Here is a 12,112-nt window from a genome sequence, read left to right as displayed (position 1 = left end):
TTGTAGCTGCTCTACTTAGTTCGATTTGATATTGATACTCATTATCAATTAGAGTAATTATATCGATATTAATTTCTTCATGTCAACCTTCCTCTGCTTCTCTTTTTCTAAATTTCATGAAACAACCTGAAACACATATAATTCAAGTTTAATTGTATATAAGGAAAAAGGCCTTCCAATTGGAAGGCCTTTTTAATGATTCAGTTAGTCGGCAAAATAATCTTCAGGAACATAGCGGATCTCAGATTCCGCATATATCGTCAATGTATGGCTTTCTCCATCATACTGCACCCGGTCTCCCTGAACGTAGTACCAGTGCTTCACCAAGGGCTGATCTTTACGCTGTACAAATCGAAACACATTGAGCTCCTGTCTAAGCTCCATAATGCTATCTACCACCTGTTGTTCCAGACCCGTAACGGTAAAAACAAACCCAGTGCCTTCTCTTTGATAGCGATAGGACATCGAATCTGTTTTGCTGTTCACTAACCCTCGCCCTGTCACTGCATGCTTAACCATGAACCATTCCTGCTGCGTCATAAACGTAATTCCTCCTTTGATCTTGGAGTTTCAATCCATTTCGGTAATCTAGGGCAGATCGATCAACATATAGAAAGCGTCCTCGCTTGCATCCAGGTTCATGGATGTCGTCTGTTCCACACGAGCCGTATCCCCTTCATTTAGCTGATACTCTCCGTTCAAGCCAAGCTTTCCTTCAATGGCAAAAATGTACATGCGGCGATCTGCAGCCTGTTCATATGTTAAAGTCTGACCTGCAGCCAATCGGCCAAGATAGATGGTCATATCCTGTTGAATGGATGCGATACGCGCCCCACCTTCAGGGGATACCACGGGTACGAGTGCTCCCGCGAGTGCGTCTGGATCAAAAGAAGTTGTCTCATAAGACGGCTCAAGCCCTTTCGTATGTGGCATGAACCAAAGCTGTAATATACGCACTTCTTCAGAATCGGAGGCATTGTGTTCGGTATGGATCATGCCACTGCCTGCTGACATGCGCTGAATTCCACCAAATGATGTAACAGCCACATTGCCCAGGTTATCTTCATGACGCAACTTCCCGTTCAGCACGATGGACACAATCTCCATATCACTATGCGGGTGTGCCCCGAAACCACGACCCGGGGCAATTACATCATCGTTAGCTACCCGCATGGGTCCAAACGCAGTATTCTCCGGGTCCTGGTATTCACCAAAGGAAAAGCTGTGATTGCCGCGCAGCCAGCCCCGGTCGAAGCTGGAACGGGAATCGGATGGAATGACGTTAATCATAAAGACATCCTCCTATATGTTCTCTTATTTTTTCTTAGTAGCATACTTATTCTCATTGTACCAAATCGATGGGCTTGTCGTCCAAAACAAAAAGCCTTTTCCCGGTTCGAATGGTTCACACGTATAATTACGCGTATTCCGAACTAGCGAGAAAAGGCTTCTATACAGGATATACCTGCTTGAATGAAATTGTTAGTCCATCCCTACTCGATGGTGATATACCCGTTATGCACTCACATTCTGTCGAGTGTTCCCTTGTCTAGAGAAGAAATGATCCACCGCCAGGAAACGGCTGCCTGTGAAGAGTAGTGTCAATGAACCCGCCAGCAGCAGGTAATCAAACTCGGTACCACTCATGAACGGCTGCCCTACTTTGGCAGTAAGCAGAACCCCACCCATAACTACGATGAACAATGCAGCAAATACACGTGTTCCTAACCCCAGAATCATGGCTGCACCACCCACCAATTCAATGATCGCCACAACCGATGCCAGAAAACCAGGAATGCCGATACTTTCAAAGAAACCGACTGTACCGCTAATTCCACCTTCGAATTTGCTCCAACCATGTAATACAAAGATGAGACCAATCATGATCCTTGAGAAAAATAACCCAATCTCCACACTTCTATTCATATTCATCTTCCTCCTTGGAGTTTAAGTTCAACGTTAAATTTCAACCAATTGACCAAACAAACAAGACAGACAGCAGCAGGATCACTGTGGCAGAAATGAATACCGCATAGCGGGGAAGCGTCAGCGTAACATCCTGTTCCGGGTCTAATAGACGGGAAATACGTACATTCACCGAAGTATCGGCAAAAGACGATTGAATAGCTGTCTCTCTAATCCTCCAAGGTTCAGGGCAAGCCCGGATCAGTTTGAGCAATGCACTGCCAATGCCCGCGGCGTTCCCCGTACGTTCAATCGCTTCATTGTCAGCCAGAATTTCTCGAATGATATTGTAATGTTTTGAAGTATGCTTCAACACCGGAATATAAGGCATCATGACGGCAAATACCGAAAGCAATGTCGTCTTGAGTGGATCACGATGCCACAGATGATGCACCTCATGGTACACAACTGCTCTTTCTTCTTCAGCATCCAGCATCGTGAGCAGCCCTGTGGAAAGCACTATACAGGGTTTCCACAGACCAATCGTAAATGCAACCGGTGACGGCTTGTCCACCACAATGAATCGAGGTTGTTTCAGTTGACGGTACCGCGCCTCAAGTTTACGAGACATGCCCCCGTCTTCCAACGACCGAAGCTTCCGTACCGCTGCACTTGTCTTGATCATGCGATCGAACAGCAGCCAGCCTGTACCGGCAAACGTCAGGAGCACCAGTGCCATAAGAACATGCCCCATGGATAACCAACCCAGCCTACTCATCCAGTGATTACATAGCCAGAGCAGATTAAACGGAATGTCCCAACCAAATATTTTGTACATCGCGTACATGAACATCTGCATGAACACGAATAACGGAATGCCAAACCCGACGGTAAACAACAGCTTCGAGCGGGCCTTCCACATGTCAATCGCTATCCTTTTTCCATTGCTTAATCTTCTGCTCCAGCCGCTCAATCAGCCCTGCATCTGCTTCATCCAGCGCATCCAGCATGTGATTCACAGCAAGTGCCCCGAATTCATCCACCAACTCATGTGACAATTCCTTGGATTGGTCGTTCATAAACTCCTCCCTGCTCTGTACCGGATGGTACAGTGACGTTCGGCCCTTCTGCGACTTGTGGAGCAGCTCCTTGTCCACGAGGCGATTCATCACCGTCATGACTGTATTGAAATTAACGTCTTTATCTTTTTCTAGTGCGGTTTGTACTTCGCGAATGCTGCTGCCTGGACGCGCCCATAAAATGTCCATAATCTTCGCCTCCAGCGGACCGAAAAACCGGTTCAGCCCACGCTCACCCACTTTAAAATTGTGTATTCTCATGTTCAGACACCCCTCACACTACTCATTGTAGTGCCAACAAACGAGAAGTCAACCTCTATGTCAGCTATTTATTGTAAATGATTTGTAAATATGTTTTCCATTTCAGAACATCATTTTGATGCACAAGTTCGGTTTATAGCTGAAAAAAGCCTAAAGACCGGGCAGGTCTGCTATTCTGCAGTCCTGCCCGGTCTAATTCATAAATCGATTATTCATTTCTGAAATAATGATGAAATCAGTGCTTTATTTAATTGCGATCCTGTGAGGGCATAAATGCGGAGATATCCACACCAAGTCCATGAGCCAAACGACCACCGAGCTGTCCATCTGCCTGGAAGAAATGGCATAAAGCACGAAGCTGGGTCTGTTCCGGTACTGCCTTCAGGTCATTGATCAGGTTATCGAGCAAATGTTGCTGCTCCACCGCCGTGAATGAACGGAACAACTCCCCTGACTGAGTATAGTTATCGGTCTTCTCAATTTTCTCGCGCGTAACATGACCCTCTAACGGAACCTGGCTGTCACGGTATTCCGGTGCTTCTTCCGGGCTGTTGCCCGAGCTGTTCGGTTCATAATTTACCGGGGACGGGTCCTGACTCACATTCATCAATCCATCACGCTGATGATTGCGAACTGGAGCATAAGGGCAGTTCACCGGAATCTGCAAATAGTTCGGTCCGAGCCGGTGGCGCTGTGTATCCGGATAAGAGAACAGACGACCTTGCAGCAATTTATCTTCGGAAGGCTCAATTCCAGGCACCAAAGCGCTTGGTGAAAAGGCTGCTTGCTCCACTTCTGCGAAGAAGTTTTGTGGATTACGGTTCAATGTCATGGTTCCGATCGTCTGGAACGGTAGTACATCTTCCGGCCAAGTCTTGGTTGGGTCAAGCGGATCGAAGGCGAAATCATCCATCTGCTCCGGCTTCAACAACTGTACCTGCAGCTTCCACTGCGGGTATTGACCGTTTTTGATATGATCGTGTAAATCCCGGGTGGCATGGTTGAAATCCTGTCCTTGTACCTCAGCTGCCTCTTGACGTGAGAATCCTCGCACGCCTTGAGCCGATTCCCACTTGTATTTGACATAATGGACTTGCCCTTGAGCATTAATCCATTTGAAGGCGTGTACGCCGAATCCATCCATTTCACGGTAACTTGCTGGCGTACCCAGATCGGAAAACAACCAAGTCATCATATGAGTCGACTCCGGTGACAGTGTCATGAAGTCCCAGTAGCGTGCAGGGTCCTGGATATTCGTATCCGGCGCAGGCTTCAGGGAATGAACCATATCCGGGAACTTCATGGCATCACGGATGAAAAAGACGGGCAAATGGTTACCCACAATATCATAGTTCCCTTCACGCGTGTAGAACTTCACGGCAAAACCACGTGGATCACGCGCTGTCTCCGGTGAACCCGTACCGTGAATTACCGTGGAGAACCGCACCAGTACATCCGTCTCTGTGCCCGGGTCTTGTAAGAAATCGGCTGTCGTATAAGCCTTCATGCTCTTCTCCAGCGTAAACACGCCATGTGCGCCAGCACCTCTTGCATGAACGACCCGTTCCGGAATACGTTCACGGTCAAAGTGTGCGATCTTCTCAAGAAGATGATAATCCTCAAGTAATGTGGGACCTCTTCTTCCTGCGGTACGGGAGTTTTGGTTGTCACCTACGGGTGCGCCCTGATTGGTTGTCATGCGTTCTGTCATATCGTTATCCTCCTCATGTTAGTCTCATGCCTGCTGTATATACTCTATTAAAATCATATTCGCCATCGCTTTAAATATACATTTAGACTTGATCTAAATGTTAAATTGATTCTAACATGTCCCACTCGCCCCTTGCATGAGGTTCGTATGAGATTAAGATGAGTTTCTTGTTCGTTTCATGAATGAAATATGAACATCAACTTGGAGTAAGATGAGCATTGATCCATTCCGATTGCTTGATCTACTCTCTCTAGTGGATATACCCGCATACGAGTGACATGAACAGCGCAATGTGTCCACACAAAAAAAAGCGGACTAATCCGCCAGGCGGTAGCCCACTCCTCTTACCGTTACTATATATTGAGGCGAAGCCGCGTTATCGCCAAGTTTTTTGCGCAAGCTTTTGATATGAACATCCACCACATTGCTTCCACCCGTAAAATCAGTCTCCCAAATATCGCTGAGCATCTCCTCACGGGAAATCACTGCACCTTTGGCATCAATCAGCTTCAGCAGCAGATCATACTCTGTCTTGGTCAGGTGAATGCGGTCATTGTTCCGGTGCACGCTCATCCGCTCACGATCCAGCCATAGATCCTTGAAACCAATGCGTTGGCCTTCCTGAGGTAGAAATCCGCGTTTCGGTGCTGCAGGACTATTGCCGATCATGCGTTGCACACGATACAACGCTTCCTGCGGACGGGCCGGCCAGACCAGTAATTCCTCCTGAAGCATCGGGCCACTGGCACTGCCAATCATCTTCTCCCCCACCAGATACAGACAGGGTGTTGCATGTTCCGCTTCACGATTCAATCGGCTGCTGATACCGGCAAAAGCATCAATGGTTCCAGCAACAGACAGGTCATAGATCAACAGATCAAATACAAGCCGTTCATGCAAATCAGGCTCCCAGCGGTGGAACACCAGCACATCGAAGCAGCTATCCGTAAGTGCCTTAACCAGCTCATGTACTTGCCCTGGCATAGGACTAATCAGAATGACCCGTCTCGTAACCGGGCAATTATCCACAAGGGGAGTTGGATCCGCAAGGGCAGGCTTGACCCGGAGCGGCAAACGACGACCGGACAGGTTGATTTTTACTTGACCCGTTTGTTTCTGCATTCCGCGCAGACACCTCCAAAGACCACATGAGCGTGATCAATCGCATACCCGGTTTCCTCCGCGACTTGCTTCATCCATTGCGGAGGAACCTCCGTCATGACTTCATCCACCTTGCCACATACTTCACACATAATATGTTGATGATCGTCCATGCGGGCATCATAACGACTGGCCGTCTCGCCTAACTTGAGCTCTCGAATCAATTCTTTATCCGTTAAATATCGGAGTGAATTATATACCGTACCATAAGCCAAATTATAACCTTGCTCCACCAGACGGTTCATCACTTCTGCTGCCGTTGGATGGTCTTCGGAATGACGGACTACATCGTAAACGGCTTGACGCTGTATCGTCAGATTTAGAGTTCTCACCAGCAATTCTCCTTTATTAACCCATTCAATAGTATATAAGATGACACAGCAATCTACTGATTGCTATGATTCCCTGAAACATTAAAATCAATTTTGATTTAGATTAAGTATAAATCTCATTGCATAATGAAGTCAATATCCGACTATTTTATTCATGAATACTTATAGCCAAGCCTCTTCTAAGCATCCGTTGCTCTCATTTGGGATAATATGGTTCGCTACTATACTGCTTTTCAGCTAAAATATAGTAATGTGCGCTAAAGGGGGGATGCTTGTTGCTAAGCACGTTTTTCGTCAATCTCTGTGTCATGATCACGTTCATGTATGTGTCCGGAATCATAGCCAAATTCTATCGTATCCGCGTGCCCTTTCCCTCGATGCGTGTTCAGATGATCGGTGGTCTGCTGTTCGGGATCTATGGAACGGTACTGATGAATTATTCCTTTCCTTTAAATGAAACTACCATTGTGGATTTGCGTCATTTGGCTATCGTCACAGCAGCCGTATATTTAGGAGGACTGGCTTCGGTCATCTCGGGACTTGTCATTTCCATCCTGCGTATTGTCATGTTTGGAATGTCATCCGCTGCCATCGATGCAGCATTCGTCATGACGATTATCGGACTATCCGGTGTATATTTTGCCTATGCTCCCTGGTCGAGATTAACCAAAATTATTACCATGAACCTGCTGGGTATGACGCTGATCTTTGTGATCCTGATGCTGAATACAACCAGCATGAACTCATTAATGAAAGTATATCCTTTACAGATGACCATTTCTTTTGTCGGTGGAATCTTTATTTATTTCATCGCAGAATTCATTAATAAATCGAATGAGATGTTGTTCCTGCTCGAACGAAAAGCAACCACCGACCATCTTACCAATCTCAGTAATCGCAGACAATTTGAGAAATCACTTGAGTTGGAACTGGAACGGGCTCGTGAGTACAAGCAAAAACTATCCCTGCTGGTCATCGACATCGATCGTTTCAAAAAAGTAAATGACACTTTCGGTCATACTTCAGGTGATGCGGTCCTGAAACAACTTGGACAATTGCTCATTGAGCATGCCCGCTCAGCGGATATCGTCTCTCGAAACGGAGGCGAGGAATTCGCTATTTTGCTGCTTGATTGTGGTCATCACCAAGCCATGGCCATTGCCGAGTCCATCAGACAATCGGTCGAGAAGTACCATTTTGCGCTGCCTGATGGCAATACGATCCGACTGACCATCTCCATAGGGGTCGCAGTTTTTCCGGATCACTGCGACGACCGGGATGATAACGATTTCTTTGAACAGGCAGACCGTGCATTATATGAAGCCAAGAATACGGGCAGGAACCGCGTATGTGCCATTCCGCTGCGTTCCAGGTCGCTCTCCGTCGGCCAAAGCCCATTCTAATCTCAAACCAAGAAAGGGATGTCCTGCTAGCCTATCAGGCTAGCAGGACATCCCTTTCTTATCTCACCACTTTGCAGCATTCGAATCAACTCGCGTACGGGTAAAAAGCAACCTGTGAGGTTGAGTTCGCCTTAAGCTAAGATTTGTTCGATTTCTTCAACGATGGCAGCATCCAGCTTCACACCGGAAGCGGCAGCGTTCTCTTTCACCTGCTCAGGGCGACTTGCCCCTACAAGCGCACTGGACACGTTATTTTGACGCAGAATCCACGCCAGAGCCAATTGACCAACCTTCAAGTCCAGCTTGTCCGCCACTTCAATCAACTGGCGAACCTTGCCAATCCGGTCAGCATTAATTTTCCCTTCATCCCATCCCAGCTTCGCTGCCCGGCTGTTCTCGGGAATATCGGACACCGAAGTGTATTTCCCGGTCAACAATCCTTGTGCAAGCGGGGAGTAGACGACTTGTCCAATACCTTTGCGCTCACCCAAAGGGATGATTTCACTTTCGATGTAACGGTCAAACATGTTGTATACCGGCTGGTTCACCACGATATGATCCAGCAACAGGCGGTCAGCGGTACCCAGCGCAGCTTCCATCTGTGCCGCGGTCCATTGACTAACACCTACGTAGAGCACCTTGCCCTGACGCACCAGATCGTCAAGTGCTCGCAGTGTCTCTTCAATCGGTGTTTCGGTATGATAGCGATGGCAATAATATATGTCTACATAATCAACACCTAGCCGTTGCAAGCTGGCTTCGCATTGTTCCTTAATATGTTTACGTGATAACCCTTGGTCATTTGGACCGTCACCCATTTTGCCAAAAACCTTGGTTGCAAGGACATAGGAATCGCGGGAATACGCTTTCAACGTCTGCCCCAGCAGTTCTTCTGCTGCACCCCGCTCGTACACATTGGCTGTATCGAAAAAGTTGATGCCTTCATCGAATGCGGCTTCAATTGATTTCACCGCGTTTTCACGTTCCACATATCCTCCGTATGTCAGCCAGCTACCCAGGCTAATCTCGCTTACTTTCAGTCCGCTTCCACCTAATCTACGGTATTCCATTGAATGCACATCCTCCTCTAAACTGATTAATGATGAAGTTCCCTTTCTATTGTATCGTATTCGGCTCGGATTAAAAGGGCTTTGGAGAAGAATTTGGGAAATAGATAGGGATGAATATGAAAAGCTCCGCTAAAAGAGCGGAGCCACGACACGCGTCAAATATTACCCAGTCACCACATTTAATGAATGGGTACTAGTTAATCTTAGTTAGCTGTTACGTTAAATTGTTCCCATGCTCCGCCCACAGCGTTACGATTGGCAGACAGCACGCCTCCGTTATTCAGGTCCGCACTGACATATTTACCGTTCGCCACGGATTTGAAGGCCACCAATCCCCCAGCCAGATCTTCACGGGTAAACTTCTCCCATGTGGATGGGTACGTGGCCGAGGCGATCAAACGCCCGCCATTATTCAGATCTGCTTGCACATATTTGATGTTGCTCATCGACAGGAAGGATACCGTACCATCCGAATTCTGGATGATTTTGAACCGCTCCCAATGTCCGGCAGTATCCCGATTGGCTACCAGTGCATCTGCACCGCCATTCTCTGCGCTAACAAATGTGCCGTTGGCATTGGCTTTCAGGCTAGACCATGTCTCTGTAAAAGGAGCCGTTCCCGTATGTTTTTTGACCACATTCTGGAACGAAGTATTAGAGGCAAAGTTCGCCGTTGTGAACTTGCTCCATTTTGAAGCAATTGTTGCCGCGCTGTCCGTATTCAGGTTCGGTGCCGGGTTGTTGTTGTTATTGTAATAGCCCCAAGTTCCGCCGCCTTTGACCTTATAACTCCAGTTCGTCCATGAAGCATTCAGTGCATTCAGACCAGACAGCCACTTCTCGGTCAGATCATCCTGACCAAACGAGAACTCGCCCGCTAACACCGGAACGTTCCAATTCTTCTGATAGGACGCCATATCCTTCAGCCAGCGATCCATCTCCGAATTGGTCAGATCCCAGTTGTTATAATCCGTGAATTGATAATGGTGCGTCTGATACATCACATTCGTCCAGCCATAAGTCGTTGGTGGTGAAGCTGCCCACCAGTCGAAGAATGCTGCGATGATGATCATGTGATCGGCATCCTTGGCACGGACGGCTTTGTACATCCGGTCATAGAAATCCATCTTTTGCTTGATTTGAGCTGCATTTTCACCCGTTCCCATGGTTACCAGAGGTTCATTGAGCAGGTCGTACGCGGCAACAGTTGGATTACCTTTGTAACGTGTCGCCATCCGTTCCCAGATCTGAATAGTCCAGTTCTGGTATGTAGAATTGGTCCACAGTTGGTTGGAATTCTCCTGACCGCAGGAATGCCATGGACAGGCGGCTCCCGGTGCACCGTGCAGATCGAGAATGACATACAGGTTCCGTTTGCCCGCTTCATCAATCAGCCAATCCAGTTTGCGGAACGTAACCGAATCAGGCTTCATGACACCGCTGGTGTTCATAAAATCCTCCCAATAGATCGGCACACGCACAACGTTCATGCCCCAGTTCTTGATGTTATCCAGATCACCAGCCTGAATCCAGTTGTCCTGATATCCATTGATCAGGCTCTGTGCACCCGATTCCCCAAAACGATTCGTCAACGTGCGACGCAGCGTGTATTCATCTACCGCCCCGGAGGGCGTCATCCATTCTTCCTGCAGCAGCCAACCACCCAAATTTGTTCCACGCAGATTTACCACGTTGCCTGTACCCGAACTATTGCGGACAACCGTTCCGTTAGCCTTCAGGAAATCCCCTGATCCAAAAGCCGCACTGGCCTTCGGTGAACCTACGGCCGAAGCCAGCAGTCCCAGCAGCAGACAGCTGCACAATAGCATAATAGTGCTCTTCTTCAACATGTTGACGCCTCCCTTAAATGGTCATATCTTGAGGTATGACTGAACCAGGATGCAGCACTCACGACAGGTAACGGTAATGCTATATAAACAGCGGGTATACGAGGGGGACAATCCATGGATGTCCGCTATTTATCACAATTGGAGTTAGTGAAATCGATTACATTTTATTGAATATTAAACCCTTTATTCCTTTACTATCCCAATTATTGTTTCAATCGGTTATAACTTGTAATCGTTTTCAATTGGAATTATAATGAATTTGAATTAATTGTCAATCACTTATTTGGAGTTGTGAAGAATATGGATGTCAAAATCATTGATGTAGCTGCCATTGCAGGTGTGTCCCCGGCAACCGTATCGCGGGTCATTAATCAGCACAGCAAAGTAAGCACCAAGACCAAAGATAAGGTGATGCGCGCCATCGAGCAATTGGGATATCACCCCAACGCAGCAGCCAAGAATCTTCGTTCACAGAGAACCATGACAATTGGCGTAATCGTTCCCGATATTAACAACTCCTATTATGCCGAAATTATTAAAGGCATTGAGAACATCGCCTATGCCCGCCATTACAAGGTCATTATATGTGATGCTCATAACCTGAAAGAGAGAGAAGTCGATTATCTTAATTTGCTGCTGGATCGAACCATTGACGGTGTCATCATTATCACGCCCATGCTGGCGGATGAGGAATTATTCCAGCTTGCGGATAAGGGGTATCGCATTGGCATCGTTGGCAAATATATCGAACATGATCAGATCCCGTGTATATATACAGACAACGTAAAATTCTCCCAGGAAGTTGTTCAGCATCTCGTTGAGGCCGGACATCGAAATATCGTTTTCTTAAACGGTTATCCTGAAGCAATTGACAGCTATGAACGGCTAGAAGGTTATTTGAAGGCCCTGCGCAATCATCAGATTCCGTTCCGTCCCGAACTGATCGAGAATGGGAACTTCAATGAGGAAGGTGGGTACGAGGCCATCAAAAGACTGTTTAACAAAGGCCTGTCCTTCTCCGCTGTATATGCGGCTAATGATGAAATGGCGCTAGGTGTATACAAAGCATGTATGGAATACGGGATACGCATCCCTGAGCAATTGGCTATCGTAGGTGTGGACAACAATCGAATCAGCAAATACATTCATCCTACGCTAAGTTCGGTGAACCAGCCCAAGTATACGATGGGGGCCATTCTTATGGAGAAGATGATTGATACGATGAATACAAATGACTTTCAGGACAAACGTGTATTTAAAGTCGACTCGGAGCTGCTTGTTCGAGCTTCCTCTTCCTTCAAAATAACAACATAAAGCGCACCCGTAACAGGTGCGCCAGT

At 47.2% G+C, this 12,112-nt stretch carries 12 protein-coding genes; 2 read left to right on the top strand and 10 right to left on the bottom strand.

Annotation, left to right across the window (positions count from 1 at the left end):
- Positions 1-204: 204 nt before the first annotated feature.
- The 8 genes from CRO25_RS15090 to CRO25_RS15055 form a co-directional block, all read right to left on the bottom strand.
- Entirely contained in the window at positions 205-540 is a 336-nt protein-coding gene (locus tag CRO25_RS15090) for a hypothetical protein (protein WP_063567228.1), read from the bottom strand.
- A 48-nt stretch (positions 541-588) separates the two neighbouring features.
- A complete protein-coding gene (locus CRO25_RS15085; protein ID WP_063567227.1) occupies positions 589-1,290 on the bottom strand; it encodes a pirin family protein in 702 nt (233 codons plus the stop codon).
- A gap of 225 nt (positions 1,291-1,515) precedes the next feature.
- Entirely contained in the window at positions 1,516-1,926 is a 411-nt protein-coding gene (locus CRO25_RS15080) for a DoxX family protein (protein ID WP_053782771.1), read from the bottom strand.
- Positions 1,927-1,966: 40 nt separating this feature from the next.
- A complete protein-coding gene (locus tag CRO25_RS15075) occupies positions 1,967-2,827 on the bottom strand; it encodes a M56 family metallopeptidase (protein ID WP_079695553.1) in 861 nt (286 codons plus the stop codon).
- A gap of 1 nt (position 2,828) precedes the next feature.
- Positions 2,829-3,245: a BlaI/MecI/CopY family transcriptional regulator gene (locus CRO25_RS15070; protein WP_063567224.1), complete on the bottom strand. Its 417-nt coding sequence runs from the start codon at positions 3,243-3,245 to the stop codon at positions 2,829-2,831.
- A 247-nt stretch (positions 3,246-3,492) separates the two neighbouring features.
- Positions 3,493-4,956 carry a catalase gene (locus CRO25_RS15065; protein ID WP_063567223.1) on the bottom strand — a complete coding sequence of 488 codons (1,464 nt, stop codon included), beginning with the start codon at positions 4,954-4,956 and terminating at the stop codon, positions 3,493-3,495.
- A 315-nt stretch (positions 4,957-5,271) separates the two neighbouring features.
- Positions 5,272-6,078 (bottom strand): winged-helix domain-containing protein, encoded by an 807-nt coding sequence (locus CRO25_RS15060; protein WP_063567222.1) that lies wholly within the window; start codon positions 6,076-6,078, stop codon positions 5,272-5,274.
- On the bottom strand, positions 6,054-6,449 hold the full coding sequence (locus CRO25_RS15055; protein ID WP_063567221.1) for a Fur family transcriptional regulator: 396 nt from the start codon (positions 6,447-6,449) through the stop codon (positions 6,054-6,056). The genes CRO25_RS15060 and CRO25_RS15055 overlap by 25 nt, the downstream gene beginning before the upstream one ends.
- Positions 6,450-6,724: 275 nt before the next feature.
- On the opposite strand from CRO25_RS15055, the gene CRO25_RS15050 reads away from it, so the two are divergent.
- Positions 6,725-7,852, top strand: coding sequence for a diguanylate cyclase (locus CRO25_RS15050; protein ID WP_063567220.1), 1,128 nt, complete (start codon positions 6,725-6,727; stop codon positions 7,850-7,852).
- 131 nt (positions 7,853-7,983) lie between these two features.
- On the opposite strand, the gene CRO25_RS15045 is transcribed toward CRO25_RS15050, so the two are convergent.
- Positions 7,984-8,922 carry an aldo/keto reductase family protein gene (locus tag CRO25_RS15045; RefSeq protein WP_063567219.1) on the bottom strand — a complete coding sequence of 313 codons (939 nt, stop codon included), beginning with the start codon at positions 8,920-8,922 and terminating at the stop codon, positions 7,984-7,986.
- 203 nt (positions 8,923-9,125) lie between these two features.
- Positions 9,126-10,772, bottom strand: coding sequence for a cellulase family glycosylhydrolase (locus CRO25_RS15040; RefSeq protein WP_097115774.1), 1,647 nt, complete (start codon positions 10,770-10,772; stop codon positions 9,126-9,128).
- A 300-nt stretch (positions 10,773-11,072) separates the two neighbouring features.
- On the opposite strand from CRO25_RS15040, the gene CRO25_RS15035 reads away from it, so the two are divergent.
- Positions 11,073-12,086, top strand: coding sequence for a LacI family DNA-binding transcriptional regulator (locus CRO25_RS15035; RefSeq protein WP_063567218.1), 1,014 nt, complete (start codon positions 11,073-11,075; stop codon positions 12,084-12,086).
- Positions 12,087-12,112 lie beyond the last annotated feature (26 nt).

Origin of the sequence: Paenibacillus sp. RU5M, from assembly GCF_900221055.1 — a bacterium.
GTDB lineage: Bacteria > Bacillota > Bacilli > Paenibacillales > Paenibacillaceae > Paenibacillus > Paenibacillus marchantiae.
The sequence above is the reverse complement of the archived record's forward strand: the minus strand, read 5'-3'. Positions and strand labels throughout refer to the sequence as shown.

Excerpts from the sequence above, each read along its gene's own strand:
- CRO25_RS15090 (WP_063567228.1), bottom strand. The coding sequence starts at position 540 with ATGACGCAGCAGGAATGGTTCATGGTTAAGCATGCAGTGACAGGGCGA.
- CRO25_RS15085 (WP_063567227.1), bottom strand. The coding sequence starts at position 1,290 with ATGATTAACGTCATTCCATCCGATTCCCGTTCCAGCTTCGACCGGGGC.
- CRO25_RS15080 (WP_053782771.1), bottom strand. The coding sequence starts at position 1,926 with ATGAATAGAAGTGTGGAGATTGGGTTATTTTTCTCAAGGATCATGATT.
- CRO25_RS15075 (WP_079695553.1), bottom strand. The coding sequence starts at position 2,827 with ATGTGGAAGGCCCGCTCGAAGCTGTTGTTTACCGTCGGGTTTGGCATT.
- CRO25_RS15070 (WP_063567224.1), bottom strand. The coding sequence starts at position 3,245 with ATGAGAATACACAATTTTAAAGTGGGTGAGCGTGGGCTGAACCGGTTT.
- CRO25_RS15065 (WP_063567223.1), bottom strand. The coding sequence starts at position 4,956 with ATGACAGAACGCATGACAACCAATCAGGGCGCACCCGTAGGTGACAAC.
- CRO25_RS15060 (WP_063567222.1), bottom strand. The coding sequence starts at position 6,078 with ATGCAGAAACAAACGGGTCAAGTAAAAATCAACCTGTCCGGTCGTCGT.
- CRO25_RS15045 (WP_063567219.1), bottom strand. The coding sequence starts at position 8,922 with ATGGAATACCGTAGATTAGGTGGAAGCGGACTGAAAGTAAGCGAGATT.
- CRO25_RS15040 (WP_097115774.1), bottom strand. The coding sequence starts at position 10,772 with ATGTTGAAGAAGAGCACTATTATGCTATTGTGCAGCTGTCTGCTGCTG.
- CRO25_RS15035 (WP_063567218.1), top strand. The coding sequence starts at position 11,073 with ATGGATGTCAAAATCATTGATGTAGCTGCCATTGCAGGTGTGTCCCCG.